The organism is Ponticaulis koreensis DSM 19734 (genome assembly GCF_000420665.1).
Lineage (GTDB): Bacteria > Pseudomonadota > Alphaproteobacteria > Caulobacterales > Hyphomonadaceae > Ponticaulis > Ponticaulis koreensis.
This window is the reverse complement of the sequence record NZ_ATVJ01000001.1, coordinates 248,041-274,235: the sequence shown is the minus strand read 5'-3', so window position 1 is coordinate 274,235 and position 26,195 is coordinate 248,041. Positions and strand designations below refer to the sequence as shown.

The window sequence follows — 26,195 nt, the reverse complement described above, 5'->3', positions numbered from 1 at the left end:
TTCCCTGCATATACACTGTGAGGGAAGACGAAAGGACGACAGGATGAGCACTCCCGACTGGCTGAAACCGGCCATGCAGGCGATTGAAATTGATGATGCCGGACGCGCCTGCCGGGATATTCCAGAAAGCGCCTGCAGAGAGGAAGGAAATAACTTCCTCCGTCATGTTGTATCGCTCACCCTGTCTAAAAGCTCTGATGGCCTGATTGACCCGAAACTGGTTCTCAGCTGGCTGCTTACCCATCTTGGCGCGCCTGCCTATCTGATCGGCGCGTTAGTGCCCGTGCGTGAGGCGGGCGCACTGCTTCCTCAGCTTTTGACCGCCAAGAAAATCCGTGAACTACCACGTCGCAAATGGGCGTGGGCGCTTGGTGCTCTTGTGCAGGGGCTCTCTGCATTGGCCATCGCGCTCTCGGCGCTCTTCCTGTCAGGATTACAGGCGGGGCTGGCAATTGTCGGCTCGCTCGCCGTGCTTGCCGTCGCGCGTAGCGTCTGCTCGGTGAGCTATAAGGATGTGCTCGGCAAGACGGTCGATAAATCCCATAGGGGTACTGCCACAGGGCTTGCAGGGTCGCTCTCAGCGGGCGCGGTCATTATATTTGCGCTTATCCTGACCTTCGATCTGGTAGAGCGTGAGCTTCTCGTGCTGTGCGCAATCAGTCTTGCCGGGCTGTTCTGGATGATCGCCGCGCTGAATTTCACCGGACTTCGTGAAGAAAAAGGCGCAACAGAAGGGGGTAAGAATTCTCTCGAAGCGGCTGTTTCCAACATCACCTTGCTGAAAGAAGACCGCCAACTCCGTCTCTTTATTATCGTGCGCGGTTTGCTGACTGCTACGGCACTCGCGCCGCCTTTCATGATCACAGCGGCAGGTGAGGGCGGAACCGATGGCTATGGCGGTCTGGGATTTCTGGTTCTGGCCTCTGCAATCGCCTCTCTCGTTTCAAGTGCGGTCTGGGGCTATCTTGCAGACAGGTCGAGCCGGAAGGTTCTGATGTTCTCCGCTGTGGCGGGGGCGGTTGCGCTCATCGCGACGTCGGTTGCGGGTGCGCTGGGCTATCTTGGTGTGCCGCTTCTTCTGCCGGTTCTGTTGTTCGGACTCATGATTGCCTATCAGGGCGTCCGTCTAGGCCGGTCTACACATCTTGTCGACATGGCGAATGAAGACACGCGCGCAGCTTATACCGCGCTTTCAAATACAATTATCGGTGTCGTGCTTTTGGCGGGTGGTGCGTTCGGCGTCATCGCATCACTGGCCGGCGCGTTGAGCGTTCTGGGCATCTTCGCCCTAATGTGTGTGTGTGCCGCGGTGATGGCTGTAAAATTGGAAGAAGTTCAGTCTGATTAGCAGTCCAGAGGGCTGTGCGGGTTGCCTTGGAAAGTGCGCAAATTACCCACAATAACCTTACAGGTATTAATTAGAAAGTCAAGTAATTCAGTCGTCTGAGTGACAGGATGACGCGCGTCAAAACACGCACTTTTTATATGGGTTATATGGGTGCACAAGGGGGCATCAACAAAACGCGCAGACGGAGAGCGCTTCATGTCTAAATCTAAATATGCCCTTCTCGCACTCACAACAGCCCTTCTGGGAACTTCTGCAATGGCAGAAAGCCCATGGCAGATTCGCGGTCGCGTACTCGGTGTTTTCCCTTCCGAAAGTGCTGATCTCAGCGTAGCTGGTGCGCCTCTTGGTGGCGATGTCGATATCGATGCCGGTTACGTTCCGGAACTCGACATTACATACTTCTTCTCAGACAATATCGCGGCTGAGCTGATCCTTGGTGTGACACCACACGATGTGACGGCGACAAACGTAGCGGCTGTCGGTGGCGCAAACGTTGACCTCGGCGACGTGACACTTCTGCCGCCAACTCTGACGCTGCAATATCATTTCAATAATGAATCCAATATCACGCCGTATGCGGGTATCGGCGTGAACTACACGATTTTCTTTGATGAAAATGCCGGTCCGGTCGCTGATGACATCGACTATGACCCAAGCTTCGGCCTCGCTCTGCAGGCTGGTCTCGACTACGATCTTGACGGTGAGCCAGGTGGTTGGCTGCTGAACGTCGATGTAAAGAAAATCTGGATCAACACAGACGTAACCGTCGACCTTACAACTGCGCTCGGCGCGACGGTTGACGCCGACGTGGACATCAACCCGCTCGTGGTCGGCGTAGGCTTTGGCTACCGCTACTAGGAACGGACACAAAGTTTAAACTGCAACATCCTCCCAGCAGTTTTGAACTTGGGTCCATTCTACAGGTCAGCAACTAACTGGACCCGATACGGGGCGGAGCGATCCGCCCCGATTTTTTTGTGTCGTTTCGTGATTTCCGGCTTTGGCGTTACGCTCTTCTAAAAATAAAATAGCGGGAGGAAAAAGCATGACCGTGAACGTTAACCCGGCGGACTTCACTTTTTTTGAGATTAAACAGCTGTCGCCCATGATCGGCGCCGAGCTCTCAGGTCTGAAACTGTCAGGTGACCTGCCTGATGCGGCAATATCGGAAATTCGCCGCGCACTTCTCGAATTCAAGGTCGTCTTTTTCCGTGACCAGCATGAGCTGACGGCAGCAGAGCATATCGCTTTTGCGCGCCGGTTCGGTGATCTGGAAATTCACCCTGCCACACCGAAGGGGCAGGAGGATCCGGAAATCCTCCGCATTACGCATGATGAGACGTCGAAAGGCCGCGAGAATGCCTGGCATTCAGATGTTACCTGGCGACCCGAGCCGTCGCTGGGGTCCATTCTGCGCGCGCGTGAAGTTCCACCGTTTGGCGGTGATACGCTGTTTTCCTGCATGTATGCCGCTTATGATGCGTTGTCGCCTGCGATGAAAGACTGGGTGAGCGGCCTTGCGGCTCGCCATGACATTGCGCGCGTGTTTGCAGATCGGCTCAACAAGTCCATCGAAGAGCTTCACGCGCAATATCCGGTACAGGAACATCCGGTCGTACGGACACATCCTGAAACGGGGCGTCGCGCGCTCTATGTGAATACAGCCTTCACAGACCAGATTGTGGGCCTCTCAAAGAAGGAGAGCGACTGGCTGCTTGCGCATCTCTACACCTTTGCAGCTGTTCCTGAGCATCAATGCCGGTTCCGATGGGAAGCCGGTAGCCTTGCTTTCTGGGATAACCGTGCCTGCCAGCATTACGCTGCGAGTGACTACTTCCCGCAGCGCCGCGTGATGGAGCGTGTAACAATTGCCGGTGACAGGCCTTTCTTCGATCCGGAAAGATAGGCTAACAGGGACCCGCCAACGCTGTTTGGCGGGTTTTTGTCGGGTTTCTGTCGTGGCGTCTGGTGCCTCCTCGCACGATGTCAGTCTGGCAGCAGACGAAAAGGGAAACCGGCAATGAGCCTTGCTACACGACGCTCGGAAAAAGGATGGTCACAGGAAGACCTTGCTCAGGTTTCCGGCGTGAGCGTGCGCACAATCCAGCGCGCGGAAAGTGGGAACAAGATCGGTCTGGAATCTCTGAAATGTCTGGCTGCTGTACTGGAAACGAGTGTCAGCACTCTCATTGAGGAGCAGCAACCCATGCCTGTCCAAACTATGCCCGAAGCACCGCGGACCGACCGCGAGCAGGAAGTGATCGAACAAGTCGAAGCGCTGAAATGGTTTTATGTCCATCTCGGCTGCTTTCTCATTTTCAATGTCGGTATGCTGGCGTTCAATCTTCTAACCACGCCAGATGAAATCTGGGTGATCTATATGACTCTGCCATGGATTTTCGGGCTCGCTGTGCATGCGTGGTCTGTCTTCGGTGAAGGCGTCGTTTTCGGTCGGGAGTGGGAACAGCGCGAGTTTGAAAAGCGGATGCGACAGAAATAAAAAAAGCCCGCTCGAGTGAGCGGGCTTTTCGTATCAGGTCATCTCTGACGCTTAGTTGTGGATCGAGAAGGACACGCCAACAATGCGCGGCTCGTTCACAAAGCCTGTCAGGTTGTTGAAGTCGATTGCGCCTTCGAGCACTTCAACATCTGTGATGTTGCGTGCAAACACAGAAGCTTCCCAGCCGGCATCGCTCGCGTAACCTGCGCGCAGGCCGCCTTCCCAGTAACCGTCTTCAGAGAACTCGACGCTCTCATAGAGGAAGAAGTTGGTGTCGCCTTTGTAAGCCCAGTCTGTGTAAGCGAAGAACTCGCCTTCACGGAACGGGATAGCATAGCGTGCTGTGAAGTTAGCAATCCACTCCGGAGAGTTCGGGAACGGGTTGCCGGAGATGTTGTAGCCGAGGAAGTTGTTGTTGCTGTCGTAGACTTCCGGATCAAGAACTGTACATGGCGCGCCGCAGCCCGGTGCGATCAGTACATCATCAAGGATCTCGGTGTTGTTGTAAGACAGGCCACCTGTGAGAAGCAGGTTCTCGATTGGTGCGGCTTCAACTTCAGCTTCGAAACCGTAGCCACGGCCTTCGTCTGCGTTGAACAGAGCAACTGTGTTGTTCAGGCCGCCAACGATTGTGAGCTGCTGGTCTTCCAGAGTGTAGTAGAAGACAGACGCGCTACCGCGAACGTTAGGCAGAATGTCAGACTTCACACCCGCTTCGTAAGAGATAACGGACTCAGTGTCAGCGATAGAGACGAGGTCGCCGAATACGAGACGACCCTGAATAGACGGGCCACGGAAGCCACGTGCGACACGGCCGTAGACGTTGGTGTTCTCGTTGAGGTCATACATCGCTGTGAGGTCCCAGCTGATGAAGTCGTCACCGGTTTCGCCGTCAATCGGACCCAGCGGAGGGGCGCCGAACGGGCCAAGCGTACGTGCAACTGAGAAGGTTTTGTCTTCTTGCGTATAGCGCGCACCGGCCTGAACGGAGAGGCGCTCAGTCAGATCGTATGTCAGAGACGCAAAAAGAGCTGAAGACTCTGTGTCGCCTGTACGAACAGCCTCACCGTTGAGCGGGTTGCCCGGTGCCAGGCTGTCGAAGCTTGTAGATGTGATGTCGACAGTTTCGTCAAAGAGGAAGAAACCTGCCTGACCTGTCAGACGGCCGCCATTGTCATAAGCGAGGCGGAGCTCGTTTGTGTACTGGTCAATATTGTTGACGCGGCCACCGCTTTCAGACGGGAACGGGATGAAACCCGGTCCGAAATTGCCAGCGCCGAGGAAAGCTGCGCCGAAGCCGCCGTCAATGTCGCCGACAGATTCAACATCAGCTGTTTCGAAGCTGAAGACATATGTTGCGTCGATCGCATCAGACAGAGATTTCGTCAGTGTGATGGTTGAGCCCCAGGCGTTCTGGGAAAGACTGTTCTGACCGTCGAAATAAACCGTGTCGCGGTCGAAGTTGGAGCCGACACCGTTTGTGCCCGGGTCAATAATGTTCGCACGGAAAAGACGCGCTGAAGAGCGGTTGGAGCGTGCGTGAACGTTGAAGAGAGCTTCGAAGTCGTTGTCGAACGGCGTGAAGAGTGCCTGACCACGAACGGCATATTCCTGGAAGCCTTCATAGACGTCGTCATAGCCGGTGAACGCGTTGTCGACATAGTCGTCGCGGTACTGGTAGAGGCCGGACAGGCGAACAGCGAGTGCTTCGTGAACGCGGCCACCGACAGCGCCTTCGATTTCGGCGGTGTTGTAAGACCCGTATGTCACGTCGAGATAAGCGTCGAACTCGTCAGTTGGTGCAACTGAGTCGAATTTAATGATGCCACCTGGTGTGTTGCGTCCAAACAGCGTGCCTTGTGGACCGCGCAGAACTTCGATGTCTTCAATGTCGAAAACCGGATATCCTTTAAGGATCGGGTTCTCATAAGGAACATCGTCATAAACCAGAGAAACTGGCTGGGATGCGTTCAGGTCGAAGTCTGTGTTGCCGATGCCGCGAATGTAGAAGCGCGGGAATGCACGACCGAAAGAGCTCTCTGCGATGACGCTAGGAACGCGCGCAGACAGGAAGCGGATATCTGCGCCACCAGACGAGATAACGTCGAGGCGCTCGCCTGAAACCTGGCTGACGGACAGCGGAACGTCCTGAAGGCTTTCTTCAAGGCGTTGGGCTGAAACCGTAACGGTATCAAGGCGGGATTCTTCTTCCTGCGCAGTTGCCATTGGAGACATGGCGAGTGCGAGAAGGGCGATAGCGGATGTACTGTAAAGAGATTTGATCGAGGTCATTTTCACGTTCCTGTTTGAGAAGTGGGTGAGACCGGTCATCTCGAAACAGTTCCGGATGACTTCTATGTAAAAAGGGGCTTCCTCCAGCCTTGCGCTGTGTAAGTCATAAACTGTTTCATCAGAGCAAGACTGAAATGCAGGGTGAGCGGCATTAATGTGCTTATTGAGCTACATCGTGCTTTTCACGTCACAATATGGAGCCGGTTTTAGGTCTGAATTTAGGACGTGCCAGATGTGTCGTGTACGGAGCATATGGGCTCAGCGACAATGCATATCGATCTATCTGTTCGAACACGCGAAACGTGGTAAACTTTGAGTCTCACCGGGGGAGATGGATATGACTGGCATCAGGCATATTTCAAAGTTCATGATTAGCGCCGTCGCGGCGTCTGCACTGGCATCATGTGGCGGGACGGACACAGAAGAGCGGTCTGACACGTCGTCCTCAATCGCGCAGACAGGTAATATTGAGCGTCCGGTCGTGATTGCGTCAGAGGCTGAACGCGTCACCGCACCGGTCATCGAGGAACCTGTCGTGCTCAATATGACAGATGAAATTCTCGGCGTTGATCTTCCCATAATCATGTCGGGCACAGAGCCTTTCTGGTCAGGCAGTTTTGAAGGCGGCTGGATCACACTCGACCGGCCCGGACTTCCGTTGATCGAAGTCCCAATTCCTGAGTTGCCAGACGCCGGCAACGGACGCATGCGGTTTAACACTGAGGGCCTCGATATCACGCTTGCGACGGGTGGATGCGAAGCGGCTGATAGTGAGCTCAGCGTCACCGTTCTTTTTGAGGACGCAGAGTATGTCGGGTGCGCCGGAATGGAGACGACCGAAGTTCGCGACGGCGGTGATCTGCCTTTATGGTATCAACTCGTCCCGGGCTCGATTGAGGCGATAGATGCGTGTCTGGAAGCTGCGGACGGACCGCGGTTTGTGCGCGCGCTTTATCCGCGTGAGCAGGGTACAGTCGGCATGATCCTCGTTGATGGGGTGGGCCGTTATGAAGAATGCGGAGCGGAAGTCGATACAGGTGAACTCGGCTTCTTTGATCCGGTGTCATCCGAGCAGGCAGCAGTCTGGTTCGACGGAGATGTCATGTTTGCGCGGGCAGATAGCGGGACAGGTTGCAATATCCAGCTCAGCTCGCCGCTGGATGCGTCTCTTGGGCAGTTCCACCCGAAAGGGTGTCGTTAGTCTTAGTAAACGGGGTCGCTTGGCTTGTCTGCGCGGGCGAGAGCTTTAGTGGCGAAGAAGGCTGATGCCCCCGCAAGAACTAGTGATATGAGCGCATTGTATCCGGCCATGGAAATGCCGAACAGGCGCCATGCCGCGACATCGCATGACACGGTTCCAATAGGTCGGTTGAGGTCTTCAAACGACGGAATACCATTCGGAATGACCGTGGCGCTTGCGCCACCCGCCGTCGATGAGCAACCTGATGGCCCCTCAAAAATCTCCCATTCGACGCCAGCATGATAGGCGGCTACGACGAGGCTCGTCATGAAGATGAGGAATAGAAGCACATTCACGGCGCCGAGCAGACGCGGTGTGGACCAGCGCTTTACGACGATAAAGCCTATGGCGGCGATGGTCATTGCTGCCCAGTGAATTTCTCGCTGGCGAAGACATAGCTCGCAGGGGAGATAATGCCCGAAGCGCTCGAATGCGTGCGCGCCTGCGATCAGGGCGGCAGAGGCGATGAAGGCCAGTACCGGCCAGGATTCGGGCTTTAGCTTCATTTCAGGCATTCCTGAGAGAATGACAGTGATTTGCAAACGTGACACTGCGACCGGAGACCGCAGGCATCACTTTATCAGCTGCCAATTCCCATCATGGCAAGCGCGCCTTTGATTAATTCTTTGAGAGCTACCGGCCCGAGAATGAACAACATTCCAATCCAGCTGATGCCGATGATCAGGCCGGCAATCATCATCGCGCCATCACGCGCCATTAAGCCGAAGGAGACAAGTGCAACGGCAAAGCCCGGTGTCGTGTTGGTTAGCGGCAGCGGAACCAGAATTGACCCGCAGAACAGGCAAAGGAACGCGCCAATCACGCGCTCTGCCGCGGAATGGACGAGAAACGTCAGGCGCGGGCGCGCAATCTTTTCGGCCCAGCCAAAGAATTTGCGCCCCGAGCGTGAAATGCGCTCCAGTCCAGCTTTGTCGATACGGCGGGCGGCGAATTTCTCAGGAAGCCATGGTTCATGTCGGCCAAGCACCATTTGAAAGGCGATGGCTGCCATCGGTAAGGATACGATCTGCGGCACGGCGTAGAGGAACGGGATGCAGCAGGGCAGTGCAAGCGCAAACAGAATGGCGCCGAATGCACGTTCGTCCAGAGCATCGAAAATTTCGCGAAGTGTCAGTCCCTCTTCCGGCGCGCTGTCGCTCAGACGGTCAAGCGCGGTCAGGATCGATGTGTCTTCGTTTTCGATGGAGGCGGTGTCTGTCATACGTCTCGTCTTACGCTCATCCGTTACAAAGGGGAATCTATCAAATAGATGCCGTTTCTTAAAAAACTGAGCGTGCACACCATTTGAAAGCTGAGTGGAATGGATTTAGGCCGTATGCTGCATCAGGTTTGGATAGGTAGGTGATATGAAACTCTCTCGCGGACATGTGAAAACCGGTTTTGAAGACGTACGTCGCGTGTTCGAAGAGAATTTCGCTGATGATGGTGAACTGGGTGCGGGCTTCGCCGCCTATCAGAATGGTGAATGCATTATCAGCCTGCAGGGTGGCTATGCAGACCGCGCGAAGACCCGGCTTTTCGACGAGCATACACTGACACCGGTCTATTCCACGACCAAGCCGATCGCCTCGCTGGTTGTCGGCCATGTGGTTGATAAGGCGCCCGGCATCACGCTGGATACGCGTGTCGCAGAGTTCTGGCCGGAATTTGCTGCTGAGGGTAAAGACGAGCTCACCATCGCAGATCTGCTCAGCCATCAGGCGGGGCTTTGCGGCTTTGAAGAGCGGATTGATCCGGCGCTCTGGCTGAAGCCACGTGAGCTGAGCGCAAAGCTTGCGGAAACCGCGCCGCTCTGGTCGCCGGTTCCCGATGGCACGAGTGGCTATCATCCGCTTACATGGGGCTATCTGGCGGGTGAGATCGTTGAGCGTCTTGCGGGCCATTCGCTCGGCACAGTTCTTGCCGAAGATATTACCGGCACAGCGGCAGGCGGCGATGAAGCGATCGACTTCTGGGTCGGCACGCCAGAAAGTGAGCATGACCGGATCAGCGAGATCATGCGTCCGAAAGAAATGCCGAAGCTTGGTGACCTCAATCGCTACAACAAGGCCGCGTTTCTCACGGCATGGTCAGCGCCGGAGCGCGGTACGAAAGTCTGGCGAGAAGTAGAAATTCCATCCGCGAATGGTCACGGCACGGCGCAAAGCGTAGCGCAGCTTTATTCGGCCTTTGCCAATCAGGGCGTGGTGAAGTCATCGCTCATGAGCAGCGACACCTGGAATGATTTTCTGACCGTCCGCACGACGGGGCAGGACCGCGTCCTGCCATTTAATATCGAGTTCGCTGCGGGCGTGATGGGCAATAATTCCGGCTTTTACGGGCCGAACCCGAATAGTTGGGGCCATTCAGGCTGGGGCGGTTCAGCGGCTTTCGGAGATCCGGACAACCAGCTCTCCTGCGCATATGTCATGAACAAACAGTCGGCGTATTTGCAGGGCGACCCGCGCGCGCAACGACTGTTTGATGCCGTGTATGACTGCCTCGATTAGAGGCGCTCAATTTCCCGGGAGAGATTGCGTTCTGAGTCAGTCGCGATCTTTTCGAGCGTTTTAACACGCTCCCGGAGGTCGGCGACTTCACGGCGCAGGCTATCGACTTCACCGCTGCCAACAGCGGCCTCACTCTCGCGTTTCGTTTTGATCCAGTTGTTGATGACCCCGCCGCCAACGCCAATGATCACGATCAGCACGACCATAGTGAACGGCGCTTCCATTCCAAACATCTTTTATATCTTTCGATCCGTTATTGAATATCGATAATATAAGATGAGAATCATGCGCTGTGAAGAGGCTAAATTCAATTAGCCCTTGCCGGTGGACCCAAACCCGCCTTCGCCGCGATCTGTTTCAGGCAGAACATCTACCTTTTCCCAAAGGCCTTGTGTGACAGGTGCCATGACCAGCTGCGCAATGCGTTCGCCGCGCTCGATAGTGAAAGCCTGATCACCGAGGTTGATCAGGAGGACTTTCAGTTCACCACGATAATCAGAATCGATCGTGCCCGGCGTGTTGAGGCAGGTGATGCCATGCTTGAAAGCGAGGCCCGAACGCGGACGAACCTGCATCTCATAACCGTCAGGAATCGCCATTGAGAGGCCGGTCGGCACCAGCGCGCGCTGACCAGGCTTCAGGATGATGTCTTCATCTTCGGGGTTCGCAGCGCGCACATCCATACCGGCAGAACCTGCAGTTTCGTATTTTGGCAGGCTGAGGCCTTCAAAATGCGCAAGCGGACGCACGTGGAGTGTGATGGTGGCAGCGGACATGTTGTTTCCCCCGGAAAATGGCGGTGTTGTTTATGAGAGGGCTTTCGCGATTCGCGCCGCGATCCAATCGGCAATCTGCGCCTTGGACATGCGGGGTGAGGCCTCCATACCATCTTTCGTGAAGAGGCTCACCTCATTGTTTTCACCGCCCATCACGTCGCCGGACACGTCATTGGCGACGATCCAGTCACACCCCTTGCGCTGAAGTTTGCCCTGCGCATGCGCGGCGACGTCATTGGTTTCGGCAGCAAAGCCGATGACGAGGCCGGGGCGGTTCTCAGCGAGGTTCGAGATGGTTTTGAGAATATCAGGGTTCTCAGCAAAGGTCATGGAGACGGGCTCATCGCCGCCTTTGAGCTTCAGCTTGGTGTCTGACGCCGTCGCTGGTCGCCAGTCTGCCACGGCGGCGACAGAGATAAAGGCATCCGCAGGCAGAGCAGTTTCGACAGCGTTCAGCATTTCGAGCGCTGTCTCGACCTTTTTCAGCTCAACACCTTCTGGCGGTTGAATGGACACAGGGCCGGAGACAAGGGTCACTTTCGCGCCGCGGTCACGCAGGGAGGCCGCAATAGCGTAACCCTGACGGCCGGAAGAGTGGTTCGAGATATACCGTACCGGATCAATCGGTTCGCGTGTCGGGCCTGCTGTCACGAGGATATGCTTGCCTTCAAGCGAGCGGTCCGGGCTGAGCGCGGCGAGAATTTCTTCTTTGAGGCGCGCGACTTCCGGCAGGCGTCCGGGGCCAAACTCGCCACATGCCATCAGACCTTCATCCGGTTCCAGAACGATGGAACCGTCTGCGCGCAGTGTCTCGACATTGCGCTTCACGGCCGGATGATCCCACATGCGCACATTCATAGCCGGTGCGTAGAGAACGCGCTTGTCTGTCGCGAGAAGAGCCGTGGAGGCAAGGTCGTTGGCGAGGCCGTTTGCCGCCTTGCCCATTATGTCTGCACTGGCTGGGCAAACGACAACAAGATCGGTCGAACGTGACAGCTCGATATGACCCATCTCAGCTTCATCATCGAGGTCGAACAGCTCGGTAAAACACTTCTCACCGGACAGGGCAGAGACTGACAGCGGCGTTACAAACTCCTGCGCTGCTTTTGTCAGGATGACGCGCGATCTCACACCTGCACGGCCAAGCTCGCGGATCAGCTCCAGGCTTTTGAACGCGGCGACACCGCCCGTGATAATGAGAAGAATGCTGCGATCTGACATGAACACCTCTTTCGTCTTCGCTTCTATAAAACGGAGCTGAAGAAAAGGGAAATGGAAGCGCCGTAAACAAAAAGGGAGCAGCGCATGGCTACTCCCCCTGTCGTTCCCCCAAAACCGCCGTGATCAGTTCATGATCGGGCGGCCGACATTCACGTTTGGCGTATAATTGCCTTCGCGGTGGTTGTAGAGATCAACCAGACCCGGAAGGTTTGCAGCATACACCGCGTCCTCGGTTGCCTCGTCGCGGCATTCGCGGCGTGCACGGGACGAGTAGAAAGAGCTGATACCCTGATCTCGGCAAGCGCGGCGGGATGCTGTCTCAATACGCTCCAGAAGTTCGGAGTTTCGATCGTAATCGGACAGGTGCATCAGGTCTGCATAGCAGACAGCGTAAGAGCGCTCGCCTTCACGGCTGGTGGACAGGCGACGGATTGTGTTCTCGCGGCATTGTTCAATGGCCAGCCAGTCATAGCGAACGATCTGCGGCTCAGGTTGCAGTGCCGGAGCAGGCTGATGGTAGACGACGGCCGGCGCAGGTGGCGCTGCGCACGGGTTTGGCGTGTAGCATGGTGTCGCGGATGGCACGCTGCGCACATAAGTGCGGGTCGTTGTGGTTGTGTGCGTTGGCGCGGCGTGGTGGTTCGCGCATGGGTTCGGTGTATAGCAGCCGGATGTTGTCGTCGTGTATGTGCGTGTTGGCGTAGACGAATAGCTATAAGACGAGCTGGACGCAGACGAATAGCTGGAGCTTGAAGCGTGACCGGACGAGTAGCTGTAGGTCGCTACGGGCGCAGGCTGCACGGTGTGGATGGAATGCATGGACTGAATATTGAGGTCACGCGTATTGGTGCCGCTACCCTGGGAGTGGCCCCATCCATGCCCGGATTGGTGATAGCTGTGCCCATGTGGCGCGGGCGCAGGTTGTGGCGCTGGTGTCGGATGGAAGTTCGGTCCCGGTTCGCCAGCCAGCGCAGGCAAGCTGACTGCAGTCATCGCAAGTACAGCAGAACAGATAAGTTTTACAGCGCGCATCAATTCACCCTCTCCAAAGTGTTAACAAGAAGTTACCACCGAAAGGGGAAGTTCAGCAACTTAAGAATCCAGTAGACGCACCTGACTGGTTTCTAATGAGCCTATCAGGAGAAAAACGTCTCATAGAGAGACAGCCCGACTACAACGCTGATAATGATCGTGCCTGAGAGCACAATCAGGCTGGTAACCGGTTTTCGGATATAGCCGGGCAGACGCATGGATTTGCTCTGGCGGGCATGTGCATCCTGCGCTTCCAGAACGCGGTCAACACGGTCCAGAATTTCCGGGAGCTGAACCGCGCGCTGGGCAAGGCTTCGAAGCGCGATGCCGGACTGTTTGGCAATGCCCGCAGGGCCGAACTCCTGACGGATCCATTCCTGAACCACAGGTTTGGCGGCGTCCCAGATATTGTGGGTCGGGTCGAGCGTGCGCGCGACGCCTTCCACCTGCACCATAGTCTTCTGAAGGAGGACAAGTTCCGGGCGCAAATGCATGCCGAATGTGTGGGTGAAGTCCAGAAGCTGTAGGAGAAGTCTTCCCATAGAGACTTCCTGCGCAGACTTGCCGTGGATCGGCTCGCCGACCGAGCGCAGCGCCTGTGCGAAGTCGCCGACAGACCGGTCTGGCGGAACATATCCGGCCTCGAAGTGCACTTCTGCGACACGTTTATAATCACGGCGGATAAAGCCATCGAGAATTTCAGCGAGGAAGCGGCGCTCGGCCATGCCGATACGGCCAACAATGCCAAAGTCGATCAGATAAAGTTCTCCGTCATCACCAAGGATCATGTTGCCTTCGTGCATGTCCGCATGGAACACGCCATGGCCGATAGCGGCCTGAAGGAAGCCGCGTGTGACTTTGTTGGCCAGCTCAATGCGATTGAACTCGCGCTTTGCGAGGGCTTCAGTGTCCGTCAGGCTGGTGCCGGTGACCCAGTCTGTTGTGAGAACCGTTTTGCCAGAACGTTCCCAGTCGACTTCCGGAACATGGAAAGACCCGCCAGACTTGGCGGAGACTTCGGAAAACTCTGACGCGCCGCCTGCTTCTAGACGTAGATCGAGCTCTTTTTCCATAGAGGTCGCAACTGTCTCTACGAAAGCTACAGGCTCCATGCGTCTGGAATTTCGGTCTACCGTTTCGATGGTGCGCGCCGCGCGCTTCATGGCGCGAAGTTCGGTCAGGATCAGGCGTTCGACGTCAGGGCGGAGGATTTTGACCGCGCGCATGCCGTCCGGCGTTTCCATTCGGTGGACCTGCGCGATGGACGCGGCAGCGATGGCGGGCCCGATTTCAGGGAAGAGGCGCCCCGCTTCGTCCTCGCCGAATTCCAGATTGAGCTGTGTTCGCGCTTTCTCATCGCCAAAAGGCGGCAGCTTGTCTTTCAGGCGTGAAAGGTCTGTCGTCGTCTCAACGCCGAATACGTCAGGGCGTGTCGCGAGAAACTGGCCGAGCTTGATATAGGCGGGGCCAAGCGATTCCAGAGCAGCAGCAAGTCGTTCGCCAGGGCGGCCTTTCGGTTTGCCTCCGATAGCGCGCAGAAAGCCGCCAAACGCTTTAGCGGGAAGCGGCATACGGCTGGCGTATTCTGCAGGCAGGATCACATCATGACGTGCCAGCGTGACGCCCGCGCGCATCAGGCGCCAGTAATCTGCAATCGCTGAAAACATCTAGACAGCCCAGCCGAAGTGAAGCGCCGCAATGCCGCCGGTAAAATTGGTGCAGGACACGTTGCTGAAGCCGGCCTCTTCAATGCGGCGAAGCACTTCATCCTGTTTCGGGAAGCGGCGGATGGACTCAACAAGGTACTGGTAAGACGGCGCATCGCCTGCCACCCAGTCGCCGAGTTTCGGGATCACATTAAAGGAATAAAGGTCGTAGGCTTCCTGCAACGGCGTCGCTGTCATGTGAGAAAACTCAAGACAGGCAAAGCGCCCGCCCGGCTTCAGCACACGGCGGAATTCTCGGAAGGCTTTATCAATGTCAGCGACGTTACGGATGCCAAAGGAAATAGCGAGCGCATCGACTGTATTGTCTTCGAACGGCAGAGCCATCGCATCGCCGCACACCCAGCTCATCTGATCTGCAACGCGGGCAACATCATCGCGTTCGCGACCCGCAGCCAGCATGGCATCGTTGATATCGCAGACAATCGCATTGGCGCGTACGTGATGGCGGCCATGGCGCTCACCCTGAAGGCGGGCGCGTTTCAGAAATGCGAGAGACAGGTCGCCTGTGCCACCAGCGACATCAAGGAAGGTCTCGCCCGGTTGCGGGTTCAGCCGATCCATTGTCATGGTCTTCCAGACGCGGTGAACACCAGCGGACATAAGATCGTTCATCAGATCGTACTTGCCCGCGACGGAGCGGAACACGCCTTTGACGCGCGAGACTTTTTCATCTGCGCTTACGTCTTCAAAACCGAAGGAGACTTTCTCTTCAGCTGTTGCTTCAGTGTTGGCGGTGTCTTGAATCTGATCAGTCATGACTATCCTCTAAACCCGGTTGGCCATTGAGAAAAGCGCCAGATTGGCGCGGGTGGCAATTTAGGCAGATAACGTTTTTGCCAATCGCTTGAGGCCCACCTGTTTCAAACGGGCAAGACAGGCTGCCTCATCAAATACGGGGTTATCAATGATCTGGATGAGATTAGCCATGACGCGTTGCGCCGCATCCGGAGTCTGTTCAGCCAGTTCTGAGAGGAAGTGATCTGTATTGAGGGCGCGTACGCCCGTGCTGGACAGTGCCTTTTTGGGGAAATCACGCAGGTTTTCGGTCACGATGACAGATGCTCCTGCCGATAAGGCAAGTTGTAGCACGTGTTCATCGTCCGGGTCGGGAAGGGGCGCTGGAAGTGTTATAGGCTGAGGTTCTCGCTGCGCTTCAGGAAAGCTCTCGACGATAAGGTCGCACACTGTCTTGGCATGCGAGGTAAGTATTGATTTATCCATGTCGCTCGCCTTGAGTGTTTTCGGGATAGCGCGCTGAGTTTCCTGTAAAATTCGCGGCGACCAGACAGGCTTCAGAAGGCCCTCATGAGCAAACAGCAGTACCATGTGTCGCCGGATCGTGCCTGCCAGAATACAGGCGTCGATTACTGTACGGATCATTGGCGGCCTGCTTTTAACCATGCTGCAGCATCAAGTTGAATAATTTCGTGAATCGCGCTTTGGTTAATTGTGGAGCTGCATTTGCGCACGCATATTGCGCCGCGTTGCGGACCGATTTTTTCTTGCTCAGTCTTTTCGGGGGACAAAAGGCTTTTATCGTCTTTCTGCATCGGGATCACATTGACTCCGGAAATTATCCATAGGCCATGAAGATAAAATTTTGGCAATTTTCTTGTTTTGACTTACAACATGGCTGATTTAGTTTGATAATTTAAAACAGTTTGATTCAGTTTGGAAACCAGAGGCCATGAATATTTCGTACGATTTCGAAGCTGAAGAAAAACTCGCATCACGTGATCCTGCGGGCTTTTTCGCGGAAATGCTGGGTGAACTGAGTCAGGTGCTTCAGGAAGCTGTGGGGCACGACGATGCTGAAGGCTTCACAACGATCATTGCGGCACGAATGGGCAACCGTATCAGCGCTGAATATTCTGCGTCACAGGGTGCAGATGGACTTTCAGCTGAAGCGCTCGCAGCGGCGATGGTGCATCTGAAATCAAAGCTTGAAGGCGGTTTTTCCATTGTCTCTGTCGATGATGAAAAGATTGTACTTCGCAATTCCGCATGCCCTTTTGGTAAACATGTCGTAGGAAGACCGTCACTCTGCGCGATGACGTCAAACGTGTTTGGGCGCATAGCCGCCGATAGCAATGGCTATGCGGCAGTTGACCTCGAGAAGGCAATCGCCAGAGGTGATGCGGAATGTCTTGTTACCGTTCACCTTCAGCCTCAAAATATTTCTCAACATATGCGTGAATATATCTCTCGAGACGACACGGATGTTTGAAGCAATATTTTACCGCGCACGCGAATCCTACCTCCTGATCAACGCGGACCGGCGAATACTGGATGCAAATCGAGCTGCCTGCCGTTTTCTGAACACGTCACGTGAAGAACTGATAGGTATGTCCGCGGACAGCTTTTTTTCCGATGCAGCAATGTCAGCTTTGTGTAGCTCGGCAGCATTGATCGATTCCTGGACTCCCGCTTTTGATGGGCGGCTAGCCAGAGAAGATCGTAACATCGACCTGCGCGCGATACAACTTCACCCGAAGAGTGGGGCAAGAGTGTTCGCAATTGAGATGTCGCAGGAAACCTCTCAACGCGCGATTTTTCGAGAACTACGTCACGAGTTGAATAAAGCCATTGAGACAGCGCGCCGTGAAAAACGGACTGTACGGGATCTGGCGTTCACCAATAGGAAACTGGATGCATTCGCGCACAGAGTGGCGCATGATATTCGCGGGCCGTTGCGGAACATCAGAATGGCCATCGAGCTTGTCGGTGATATCAGCACCATAGAAGATGAAGAGCTTCGGTCCCGATTGGACCTCCTTGAGATTGCTGGATCCTCTGCGGCGTCTCTCGAACGTCTGACGGTTGGCTTGTTGAGCTATTCGCAGAACACTTCGCGCGCTGTCACCAAAGAAGAGACTGATCTGAAAATCGTCGTGGAGGGGGCGGCCCACTCGCTGGACCTCACCGACCACGATAGCTGGCTTTCTGTGAATTCGCTCCCTGTCGTTATGGCTGATGAGACATTGCTGGAGGTCGTTTTCCAGAACCTCTTATCAAACGCTGTAAAGTTTGCTTCCGCGGATCGTCCCCTGTCTGTTTCAATTGAAACGTCTGGTGTGGGGGATCATGCGGAGATTTATATCCGCGATAATGGCATCGGCTTTTCACCCGATGCTCGAGAGAGGATTTTCGAACTGTTCAGTCGCGAGCATGCCGATCGGGAAGGTGCAGGAATCGGGCTTGCGACGTGCGCCGAGCTTATTGCGCAACATGGTTGGTCCATAGAAGCGAACAGCGCCCCCGACGAGGGCGCTGAGTTCAAAATTATTATCCCATGGGATGATGTCATCAAACTGCGCTAACCGAAAAATCAGCGAGTTAATTGTTAGGGACGCCCCACGCTCGTATAGTCAAAACCGCGCTTGGTCATGTCAGCTTTGGTGTAGATGTTGCGCAGGTCTACGACGACATTGCCGTTCAGGATGGACTTAGCACGTTCCATATCGAGCGCACGGAACTGATCCCACTCTGTGATGATGACCATCGCGTCAGCGCCTTCCAGCGCGTGATACGGGCCATCGCAGAACATCACGTCTTTCAGTGAATGGCTCGCCTCTTCCATGCTCTCAGGGTCATAGGCGCGGACTTTTGCGCCAGCTTCCTGAAGCGCTGGAATAATGTCGAGGCTTGGCGCATCGCGCATGTCATCGGTGTTCGGTTTGAAGGCGAGACCCAGAATGCCGATCGTCTTGCCAGAGACATCGCCGCCCATCGCGTCGATAATCTTCGTCGCCATGGCCTTCTTGCGGTTGGCGTTTACTTCAACGACCGTATCGACAATGCGAACCGGTGCGCCAACATCATTGGCCGTCTTCGAAAGCGCCAGCGTGTCTTTCGGGAAGCATGAGCCGCCATAGCCAGGGCCAGCATTGAGAAATTTCTTCCCGATGCGGTTATCAAGACCGATACCGCGGGAGACTTCCTGAACGTTCGCGCCAACCTTTTCACACAGGTCTGCGATCTCGTTGATGAAAGTGATCTTCACCGCGAGGAAGGCGTTGGCTGCGTATTTGATCAGCTCGGATGTGCGGCGGTTTGTGAAGAGAATCGGCGTCTCATTGAGGTAGAGCGGGCGGTAAAGCTCGGTCATTACCTCTTTGGCGCGCTCATCATCTGTGCCGACGACGACACGGTCTGGAACCTTGAAGTCTTTGATCGCCGCGCCTTCGCGCAGGAATTCCGGGTTAGAGACGACGGCAAAGTCAGCCTCAGGGTTGGTCTTCTTGATGATGGCTTCGACCTCATCGCCTGTGCCAACCGGAACCGTCGATTTGTTGACGACGACCGTGTAGCCGTCCATCAGGCCTGCAATCTCTTCAGCGGCGCCATAAACATAAGACAAGTCGGCATGGCCATCGCCGCGACGTGATGGCGTGCCAACCGCGATGAATACAGCGTCAGCGTTTTTGATCGCGTCAGTCGGGTCTGTCGTGAAGAAGAGGCGCTCTTCCTTGACGTTCTTCTCAACCAGCTGATCAAGGCCCGGCTCGAAGATCGGAATCTCACCCGCCTTCAGCTTGTCGATCTTGGAAGCATCCTTATCCACGCATGTCACAACATGCCCGAAATCTGCAAAACATGCGCCAGAGACAAGGCCCACATAGCCCGTTCCGATCATTGTTACACGCATTGGGATACTCCGTCTGGATGCGATGGCGTTCGGCGATATTACACCGGAAATCTAATGGCGGAGGGGTGCGTTTTTTAGGCGCGAACGTCAAGTCCAAAGGGCACTTTCAGTATGTCATTTGAGTATCTTCGCTTTTGCTCCGACGGGACTACACGCTATATGCGCCGAGACTCGAAAGGACATTACCATGTTTCAGCGGGATAAGCTGCGTATTGAGGGCTATGCAGTCGTCAGTGATGATGACTGTATTGCAAATGCAGACGGGAACATGCCGGACAGCCTGAAGAATGATGCTGAATGGAAATTCTTTCAGGCGGGGCTGGATGCCGCTGATGTCAGCGTACTCGGTCGCCGAAGCCATGATGCAACGCCTAACCACGCAACGCGCAAACGCCTCATCCTGACAAGGTCGGTCCGCGACGTGGTTCGCGACGGGCTGATTGTGTTATGGAATCCCCAAACGTGTGGGATTTTATCAGCGCTGGACGCATTTGATATGCCTGTAAGCCATCTGGCTGTGGCAGGTGGCCGCGATATTTTTGACTTTTTCCTGACGGGTGAGGTGCGGTTCACGGCGTTTCACCTCAGCCGCGTGCGCGGCGTGACGCTACGTGGTGGTACAGGTGTGTTCTCTGGTGTGAACCGGGGGCAAGCTGCCGAAGCTATACTGGAAGACGCCGGGTACCAGCCCGGACCACTTCGGGTGTTGGATGAGGGCGTTGATGTGGTTAGCTGGACGCCCGCGACGTAACTAAATTGCCTGCGGGTCTACGAGACCCGCATCTTCTCGCTTGCGCATGGCGCGGCTTACGAACAATGCGCCGACCATTTTGCCGATCACAAATGCGATCCAGTTCGCCGTGTGCAACATGGTGCCTGCCGGTTCTCCAAGCTGCATCTGAACAGCAAGGTCTGCACCGAACAGGAAGACGGTCGTGTCCACTGGCGAGGCGACCGCTGACGACACCAGAATACGCGTGGAGAGCCGGTATTTTGTAAAGGTGTAGATCGCCCAGTCCGCCAGCTCGGAAATCGCAAAGGCCAGACCAGAGGCAATCGCGATGACAGGCCATGCGTAGTAAAAGGCCCACGCTACACCCAGCGCCATGACGAGCAGCACACGCTGCCCCATACGGCGCTGAACGAAGTCTCTCAGGACGAACACAAATCCGGTCACCATGGCGAGTGGGTGAAAGCTTATACCTTTTTCAAACAGGCCGATGGGGCCCGCCAGACAGGCATCAAATGCGACGCGTCCGGGTTCGCCTGATGCGGGCGTCACAAAGCACCAGGTCTCGATCACGCCAAAAGACCAGTTCAGAAAAGGGATGGTCGCAAAGTACAGGAACGCCCAGGCACGGCCGCCAAGTCTGTAGATCAGGTAGAATGTTGCGATCAGCCCCAGAGACACGATCAGCAGATTGTCAGGCCTTCCGGCGGTGATGCCGCTTACCAGCTGGTCGAGAATGGTCTGGAAAAAGTCAGGCATGTCGAATCCGAAATTGGTGCGGGACGTTTCAGGCTTTACCATAACGTTAACACGGATTTGCGCAAGTCACGGGTTAGGTCAGTTTACCTGAGCGCACACTCAAGTGAAACTGTGGCGCGATTTTAATGGGAAGTGTGCAGAATTTGCGCCAAACTGATTGAAAATTTGGTTCAAAAGCCCCCCGCTTCTCTAACAATTGAGCCTCGCTCATTAACCGAGCGAAAGTCGTTCAGTGATACTCTGGGACAATACTAGTCCTGGGATCCTTAAAATGAATATGTTTAAAAATATGAAGGTCTCGTCTTCAATTGCTGCGATGAGTGCAATGCTCGTGGCTGCATCACTTCTTATTATCTGGGCAATTGCATACGAAGTTGTTTCTTTGAAAGTACGTCAGGATACTCTGAATTCACAGAGTGCGAGCCTGCGCGTTGCTGCGACGGTGCTGTCGCAGAATCTTGATGAGTTTGAAATCGGCTGGGATGGCGAGGGTGAAGTCCGCTCCGTTCGTGCCAACACTATTCCTGAATTCAGTTCACACGACCTGATCGACAGTATCGGTCAGGCGACCGGTGAAACCGCGACGGTGTTCGTCTGGGACGACGAAACCCGCGACTTCTGGCGTCGCTCTACAAACATCGTGAAGCCGGATGGTAATCGCGCCGTCGGTACACCGCTTGGGCAAAACGGTGCGGTTTATCCGATTGTCACACGCGGTGAGACATTCCGCGGTGAAGCGAATATCCTCGGCACGGACTATTACACCGTCTATCAGCCGATTGAGAACGCATCCGGCGATGTCATTGGTATCCTCTATGTGGGTGTTCAGAAGGCACGCATTACCGGCGTGATCGCGGACATGATGATCAAGTTTGGCATGGCAGTAGTGCCGGTCATTGTGATCGCGATTATTGTCAGCATCTACGCGAGCCGTCGGCTTCTGCGTCCGGTTCGTGAAATGGCGCAGATCACGGATGAGATTGCGCGTGAGAATCTTTCGATTTCGGTGCCGCACACCGGGCGTAAGGATGAGATCGGCCAGCTGGCTGCATCGGTCACCAAGCTGCAACAAGGTGTGCGTGATCGTCATGCGCTCGCTGAAAAGCAAAAAATCGTCGATGAACAGGCCCGCGAGCGTCAACACCGTATGGAGCAGATGATTGCGTCCTTCCGTGACATCGTCATGGACGAACTGAAGGAAGTCTCTGCGACTGCGCATGGCCTCGATAGCACGGCAGATATGCTGAGCCAGATTGCGCGCAATAGTGCGGACCGTGCGAGCGAGTCTCTCGGCGCATCAGGTGAAGCGACGAACAACGTCCAGTCGGTTGCGAGTGCAGCTGAAGAGCTGACAGCATCTATCGGCGAGATTGGTCGTCAGGTCGTTGAAACGACCCGCATTGTTGCTAGCGCAACGGAAAATGGCCGTGAGACCAACACCAAGATCGAACGTCTGGAGCAAGCGGCAGGTCGTATCGGCGAAGTTGTCACGCTCATTCAGGCCATTGCCGAGCAGACCAACCTTCTGGCGCTTAACGCCACCATTGAGGCGGCGCGTGCAGGTGAGGCGGGCAAGGGTTTTGCCGTCGTTGCATCCGAAGTGAAGCAGCTGGCGACACAAACGGCGAAAGCGACCGAAGAAATCTCTGCGCAGATCAGCGCAATTCAGGATGAGACGAACGCATCCGTTCAGGCGATTGCCGACATTACAACCGGCATTGAAGAGATGAACTCCTATACCAGCGCAATTGCGTCTGCGATTGAGGAGCAGGGCTCTGCTACAGCGGAAATCTCCGGCAGTGTTCAGCGTGCGGCTGAAGGAACGGGCCGTGTCTCTCAAACTATGAGCGAACTTAGCTCTTCTGTTGAGCAGACAACGCGCTCTGCCAATGAGGTGCTTGGCTATGCCGGTCGCCTCAACGAGCGTACATCGTCTCTCAAGAGCGCTGTCGAGCGCTTCCTCGACGATGTGGCTGCAGCCTGATTATTTCACACACCACCAGGCAAACAAAAACGCCGCCTCATTACGAGGCGGCGTTTTCTTTTTCAGGTGACGTGACGTCTTAGAACTGAAGAACTTTCACATAGCGAACGTGCGGCAGAGCCTGAATGTTTTTCAGAACTTCTGATGGCACTTCAGCATCGATACCGATAAGGGCAATCGCTTCTTCGCCTTCGCCTTCACGGCCAAGGTTGAAGGTCGCGATGTTGATGCCCGCTTCGCCGAGCATCACGCCGAGCGCACCGATAAAGCCAGGCTTGTCGAGGTTGTTGACGTAGAGGATCGTCGGACGGAATTTTGCGTCCAGGGCCATGCCTTTTACTTCTACAATTTTAGGCACGCCAGCCACGATAGAGCCGGCAACATCACGCCAGGCGCCATCAACCTTCACGCGGATGCGGATCAGATTGTCATAGACAGGGCTGTCTGCACGCGTCGCTTCTGTGAGCGTCACGCCATTGGCTTTCAGGATTTCCGGAGCAGACACCATGTTCACGTCAGACATGATCGGACGAAGCGCGCCGGAAACAGCTGCCGCTGTCAGCGGCTTGGTGTTGAGCTGAGCAGGTTCGCCTTCAAAGCCGATTTCGATTTCTGTGAAACCGCCATCAGCGATCTGGCCAGCGAACAGGCCGAGCTTTTCAGCCAGTTCTGCATATGGCTTGAGGCGAGGGGCCTCTTCAGCAGAAATGCTTGGTGTGTTCAGGGCGTTGGTGACAGCACCCGTCAGGAGGTAATCAGAAATCTGGTCAGCAACCTGAAGGGCAACGTTTTCCTGCGCTTCTGTTGTCGCAGCGCCAAGGTGAGGCGTTGCAACGAAGTTTGGCGCGCCGAACAGGATGTTGTCTTTTGCTGGCTCTTCAACGAATACGTCGAACGCTGCAGCAGAAATGTGACCGGAGTCGAGGCCGGCACGAACGGCTGCTTCATCAACGAGACCGCCACGGGCACAGTTGATGATGATGACACCTTTTTTCGTTTTCTGGATCGCATCAGCAGACAGGATATTGCGTGTCGCGTCTGTCAGCGGTGTGTGCAGGGAAATAGCATCCGCCTGAGCGAGAAGAGTTTCGAGATCGACTTTCTTCACGCCAAGATCAGTCGCGCGCTCTTCAGTGAGGAATGGGTCAAACGCGATGACTTTCATTTTCAGGCCGATTGCGCGCTCTGCAACGATAGAGCCGATATTGCCGCAACCGATGACACCGAGTGTTTTGAAAGAGAGCTCGGTGCCCATGAAGTCTTTCTTCGGCCATTCGCCAGCTTGTGTGCGCGCGTCTGCTGCCGGGATCTGGCGAGCCGCAGCAAACAGCATGGCAATTGCGTGCTCGGCTGTAGTGATCGTGTTGCCGAATGGCGTGTTCATGACGATCACGCCTTTAGCGGTTGCAGCTTTCACGTCGATATTGTCGACACCGATACCTGCGCGGCCAATGACTTTCAGGTTAGTCGCTGCAGCGATGACATCTGCGTCCGGCTTACAAGCTGAACGGACCGCAAGGCCGTCATACTGAGGAATGATCTCGATCAGCTCTTCTTTCGAGAGGCCGGGTTTAACGTCGACTTCAAGACCGCGATTGCGGAAGATTTCGGCTGCTGCCGGGCTGAGTTTGTCTGCAATAAGAACCTTAGGCATGGTTTTATCCTGTTGTTGGTGCTCGACAGCTGTTCGTCACTTGTGTTCCGGCTGTCTGCGCTCAGCCCGGTGGGGCTGTGTGGTGCTCATCACGAGCAAGGCCAAAGCGCAGACCGACCGAGTGAAACGAGGAACCAGGTCGAGCAAATTAATAACTACTCTTCGGGTGATTTCTTCGAATGGCTTCCGGTGCCATCGCCAGCGCTCTGCCATTTGCGGGCCCGGTTGATGGCCATTTTGGCATCCACCTCGTCTGAGAGGTCTTTGCCAAGAACAGCCATAAGCCGGTGGAGGAGTATGGTGACGTCGGCAGCTTCTTTGCCCGCTTCGGTCACATCTCCTGCGATGAGGGCTTCTTTCAGTTCGGTGAGTTCCAGTTCTGCCCGCTCTGCGAGTTTTACCGGATCGCTCACCTTGCCGAATGTCTCATCGCCCCAGGCACAGATGCTGGAGGAGGTCTCCGTCATCTCTTAAGCGTTGATGGTTTCTTCAAACGCCCATGTGAGCCACGGTGTGAGGGCCTTCACGTCGGAAGGTTCAACCGTTGCGCCGCACCAGATGCGAAGGCCCGGAGGCGCTGCGCGATAGCCGTTTGCGTCGAAAGCTACGCCTTCTTTTTCCAGAAGACCGGTCATCTTCTTCATGAAGGCAGCCTGATCATCAGCAGACAGAGCCGCAAAACGGTCGTCCGTGATTTTCAGCGTCACGCCTGTGTTGGAGCGTGTCGCCTTGTCCTGACAGAGGAAGTCGATCCAGTCATTCTCTGCAACGAAGTCCTCAAGGATTGAGAGGCTCTCGTCAGAGCGTGCTTTCAGGGCTTTCCAGCCGCCGAGTTCCAGAGCCCATTTGAGAGACTGGATATAGTCTTCAACGCAGAGCATGGACGGCGTGTTGATAGTCGCGCCTTCGAAAATGCCGAGGTCGACTTTGCCTTTTTTCACCATGCGGAAGATCTTCGGCAGAGGACGGTTTGGCGTGTAGCGCTCAAGGCGTGCAACAGCTGCAGGTGACAGCACCAGCATGCCGTGCGCAGCTTCACCGCCGAGGATTTTCTGCCAGCTGAATGTCGTCACATCGACTTTTTCCCAGTCAATGTCCTGCGCGAATGCAGCAGACGTCGCATCGTTGATGACAACGCGCTCAGGGTTTTTGACGATCCAGTCAGCGTTTGGAACTTTGGTGCCGGATGTTGTGCCGTTCCATGTGAAGATGATGTCGGCGTCATCGCGGGCTTTTGAGAAATCTGGCAGTGTGCCGTATTCTTTTGCCACGTGCGCAGTCGCGTCGACGTCTTTCAGCTGGTCGAGTGTGTCTTTCACCCAGTCTTCGCCGAAGCTTTCCCATGCGAACACGTCCACAGGGCGCTCGCCCAGCATGGACCACATAGCCATTTCGACAGCGCCGGTGTCAGACGCAGGCACGATGCCGATGAGATAGTCATCAGGCACGCCAAGCGCTTCGCGCGTCAGATCAATCGCTTCTTTAAGCTTGGCCTTGCCAATCTTGGAGCGGTGAGAGCGGCCAAGCGCTGCGTCTTCGAGTTGTGAGAGGGAAAAGCCCGGGCGTTTCGCCGTAGGACCTGAAGAAAAATACGGGCACGCCGGGCGCACCGCTGGTTTAGCGACTGTCGTCATCTGTTTGTACTCCTATCCTTACAGATAGGCTGGGCATCGTTGGGGATGCCTGGCCCGCAGCCCGTATCTCATACCTGCGTTAACAATGCACGTGGTTTTTCATGACAATTTCGTCGCATCGCCGTGAGGCCGAATTTCAC

At 55.4% G+C, this 26,195-nt stretch carries 26 protein-coding genes; 10 read left to right on the top strand and 16 right to left on the bottom strand.

The window, feature by feature from the left end; all coding sequences use genetic code 11:
• Window positions 1-43: 43 nt before the first annotated feature.
• The 4 genes from G523_RS0101485 (at window position 44) to G523_RS0101470 (ending at window position 3,848) form a co-directional block, all read left to right on the top strand.
• A complete protein-coding gene (locus tag G523_RS0101485; RefSeq protein ID WP_022693242.1) occupies window positions 44-1,348 on the top strand; it encodes an MFS transporter in 1,305 nt (434 codons plus the stop codon).
• Between the two features lie 195 nt (window positions 1,349-1,543).
• Window positions 1,544-2,206 carry an OmpW/AlkL family protein gene (locus G523_RS0101480; protein WP_022693241.1) on the top strand — a complete coding sequence of 221 codons (663 nt, stop codon included), beginning with the start codon at window positions 1,544-1,546 and terminating at the stop codon, window positions 2,204-2,206.
• Window positions 2,207-2,393: 187 nt separating this feature from the next.
• A complete protein-coding gene (locus G523_RS0101475; RefSeq protein ID WP_022693240.1) occupies window positions 2,394-3,254 on the top strand; it encodes a TauD/TfdA dioxygenase family protein in 861 nt (286 codons plus the stop codon).
• Between the two features lie 114 nt (window positions 3,255-3,368).
• Window positions 3,369-3,848 carry a 2TM domain-containing protein gene (locus G523_RS0101470; RefSeq protein WP_022693239.1) on the top strand — a complete coding sequence of 160 codons (480 nt, stop codon included), beginning with the start codon at window positions 3,369-3,371 and terminating at the stop codon, window positions 3,846-3,848.
• Window positions 3,849-3,899: 51 nt separating this feature from the next.
• On the opposite strand, the gene G523_RS17435 is transcribed toward G523_RS0101470, so the two are convergent.
• Window positions 3,900-6,140: a TonB-dependent receptor gene (locus tag G523_RS17435; protein ID WP_022693238.1), complete on the bottom strand. Its 2,241-nt coding sequence runs from the start codon at window positions 6,138-6,140 to the stop codon at window positions 3,900-3,902.
• Window positions 6,141-6,477: 337 nt separating this feature from the next.
• Here G523_RS17435 and G523_RS0101460 point away from each other — a divergent pair, with 337 nt between their 5' ends.
• On the top strand, window positions 6,478-7,341 hold the full coding sequence (locus tag G523_RS0101460) for a hypothetical protein (RefSeq protein WP_155802556.1): 864 nt from the start codon (window positions 6,478-6,480) through the stop codon (window positions 7,339-7,341).
• 2 nt (window positions 7,342-7,343) lie between these two features.
• On the opposite strand, the gene G523_RS17430 is transcribed toward G523_RS0101460, so the two are convergent.
• Both G523_RS17430 and G523_RS17425 read right to left on the bottom strand, forming a co-directional pair.
• Window positions 7,344-7,886: a disulfide bond formation protein B gene (locus G523_RS17430; protein ID WP_162141011.1), complete on the bottom strand. Its 543-nt coding sequence runs from the start codon at window positions 7,884-7,886 to the stop codon at window positions 7,344-7,346.
• 74 nt (window positions 7,887-7,960) lie between these two features.
• Window positions 7,961-8,602 (bottom strand): exopolysaccharide biosynthesis protein, encoded by a 642-nt coding sequence (locus tag G523_RS17425; RefSeq protein ID WP_022693235.1) that lies wholly within the window; start codon window positions 8,600-8,602, stop codon window positions 7,961-7,963.
• 145 nt (window positions 8,603-8,747) lie between these two features.
• Between G523_RS17425 and G523_RS0101445 the strand changes: the two genes are divergently transcribed.
• Entirely contained in the window at window positions 8,748-9,890 is a 1,143-nt protein-coding gene (locus G523_RS0101445; RefSeq protein ID WP_022693234.1) for a serine hydrolase domain-containing protein, read from the top strand.
• On the opposite strand, the gene G523_RS0101440 is transcribed toward G523_RS0101445, so the two are convergent.
• The 8 genes from G523_RS0101440 to G523_RS20785 all read right to left on the bottom strand — a co-directional run bounded on the left by G523_RS0101440 (window position 9,887) and on the right by G523_RS20785 (window position 16,196).
• Window positions 9,887-10,123 (bottom strand): hypothetical protein, encoded by a 237-nt coding sequence (locus G523_RS0101440; RefSeq protein ID WP_022693233.1) that lies wholly within the window; start codon window positions 10,121-10,123, stop codon window positions 9,887-9,889. The two genes, G523_RS0101445 and G523_RS0101440, sit on opposite strands and share 4 nt — an antisense overlap.
• A gap of 78 nt (window positions 10,124-10,201) precedes the next feature.
• Window positions 10,202-10,666: a dUTP diphosphatase gene (gene dut / locus G523_RS0101435; RefSeq protein ID WP_022693232.1), complete on the bottom strand. Its 465-nt coding sequence runs from the start codon at window positions 10,664-10,666 to the stop codon at window positions 10,202-10,204.
• Between the two features lie 30 nt (window positions 10,667-10,696).
• Window positions 10,697-11,887, bottom strand: coding sequence for a bifunctional phosphopantothenoylcysteine decarboxylase/phosphopantothenate--cysteine ligase CoaBC (gene coaBC, locus G523_RS0101430; RefSeq protein WP_022693231.1), 1,191 nt, complete (start codon window positions 11,885-11,887; stop codon window positions 10,697-10,699).
• A 123-nt stretch (window positions 11,888-12,010) separates the two neighbouring features.
• The gene (locus G523_RS0101425) at window positions 12,011-12,919 is read right to left on the bottom strand and encodes a UrcA family protein (protein ID WP_022693230.1); all 909 of its coding nucleotides are present in this window, start codon (window positions 12,917-12,919) and stop codon (window positions 12,011-12,013) included.
• Between the two features lie 104 nt (window positions 12,920-13,023).
• Window positions 13,024-14,586 (bottom strand): AarF/UbiB family protein, encoded by a 1,563-nt coding sequence (locus G523_RS17420; protein ID WP_022693229.1) that lies wholly within the window; start codon window positions 14,584-14,586, stop codon window positions 13,024-13,026.
• A complete protein-coding gene (gene ubiE, locus G523_RS0101415; RefSeq protein WP_022693228.1) occupies window positions 14,587-15,402 on the bottom strand; it encodes a bifunctional demethylmenaquinone methyltransferase/2-methoxy-6-polyprenyl-1,4-benzoquinol methylase UbiE in 816 nt (271 codons plus the stop codon).
• Window positions 15,403-15,462: 60 nt separating this feature from the next.
• Window positions 15,463-16,026: a PIN domain-containing protein gene (locus tag G523_RS0101410; protein ID WP_022693227.1), complete on the bottom strand. Its 564-nt coding sequence runs from the start codon at window positions 16,024-16,026 to the stop codon at window positions 15,463-15,465.
• Window positions 16,023-16,196: a hypothetical protein gene (locus tag G523_RS20785; RefSeq protein ID WP_022693226.1), complete on the bottom strand. Its 174-nt coding sequence runs from the start codon at window positions 16,194-16,196 to the stop codon at window positions 16,023-16,025. Before G523_RS20785 ends, G523_RS0101410 begins: the two co-directional genes overlap by 4 nt.
• Window positions 16,197-16,333: 137 nt before the next feature.
• Here G523_RS20785 and G523_RS21175 point away from each other — a divergent pair, with 137 nt between their 5' ends.
• On the top strand, window positions 16,334-16,873 hold the full coding sequence (locus G523_RS21175) for a methanogen output domain 1-containing protein (RefSeq protein ID WP_022693225.1): 540 nt from the start codon (window positions 16,334-16,336) through the stop codon (window positions 16,871-16,873).
• On the top strand, window positions 16,782-17,966 hold the full coding sequence (locus G523_RS0101395; RefSeq protein WP_324603003.1) for a sensor histidine kinase: 1,185 nt from the start codon (window positions 16,782-16,784) through the stop codon (window positions 17,964-17,966). The genes G523_RS21175 and G523_RS0101395 overlap by 92 nt, the downstream gene beginning before the upstream one ends.
• A 23-nt stretch (window positions 17,967-17,989) precedes the next feature.
• Here G523_RS0101395 and G523_RS0101390 read toward each other — a convergent pair whose 3' ends face one another.
• Window positions 17,990-19,294, bottom strand: a complete 1,305-nt coding sequence (locus G523_RS0101390; RefSeq protein ID WP_022693223.1) for a UDP-glucose dehydrogenase family protein — start codon at window positions 19,292-19,294, stop codon at window positions 17,990-17,992.
• Between the two features lie 187 nt (window positions 19,295-19,481).
• On the opposite strand from G523_RS0101390, the gene G523_RS0101385 reads away from it, so the two are divergent.
• Window positions 19,482-20,045 carry a hypothetical protein gene (locus G523_RS0101385; protein WP_022693222.1) on the top strand — a complete coding sequence of 188 codons (564 nt, stop codon included), beginning with the start codon at window positions 19,482-19,484 and terminating at the stop codon, window positions 20,043-20,045.
• Here G523_RS0101385 and G523_RS17410 read toward each other — a convergent pair whose 3' ends face one another.
• The gene (locus G523_RS17410; RefSeq protein WP_033232504.1) at window positions 20,046-20,783 is read right to left on the bottom strand and encodes a VUT family protein; all 738 of its coding nucleotides are present in this window, start codon (window positions 20,781-20,783) and stop codon (window positions 20,046-20,048) included.
• A gap of 271 nt (window positions 20,784-21,054) precedes the next feature.
• On the opposite strand from G523_RS17410, the gene G523_RS0101375 reads away from it, so the two are divergent.
• Window positions 21,055-22,767 carry a methyl-accepting chemotaxis protein gene (locus G523_RS0101375; protein ID WP_022693220.1) on the top strand — a complete coding sequence of 571 codons (1,713 nt, stop codon included), beginning with the start codon at window positions 21,055-21,057 and terminating at the stop codon, window positions 22,765-22,767.
• A 79-nt stretch (window positions 22,768-22,846) separates the two neighbouring features.
• Here the strand turns inward: G523_RS0101375 and serA are convergent, their stop codons facing one another.
• The 3 genes from serA to G523_RS0101360 all read right to left on the bottom strand — a co-directional run bounded on the left by serA (window position 22,847) and on the right by G523_RS0101360 (window position 26,055).
• Window positions 22,847-24,421 (bottom strand): phosphoglycerate dehydrogenase, encoded by a 1,575-nt coding sequence (gene serA, locus G523_RS0101370; RefSeq protein ID WP_022693219.1) that lies wholly within the window; start codon window positions 24,419-24,421, stop codon window positions 22,847-22,849.
• A 155-nt stretch (window positions 24,422-24,576) separates the two neighbouring features.
• Complete coding sequence (locus G523_RS0101365) at window positions 24,577-24,888, bottom strand: nucleoside triphosphate pyrophosphohydrolase family protein (RefSeq protein WP_022693218.1); 312 nt, start codon at window positions 24,886-24,888, stop codon at window positions 24,577-24,579.
• Between the two features lie 3 nt (window positions 24,889-24,891).
• Window positions 24,892-26,055: a phosphoserine transaminase gene (locus G523_RS0101360; protein ID WP_022693217.1), complete on the bottom strand. Its 1,164-nt coding sequence runs from the start codon at window positions 26,053-26,055 to the stop codon at window positions 24,892-24,894.
• Window positions 26,056-26,195: the final 140 nt, after the last annotated feature.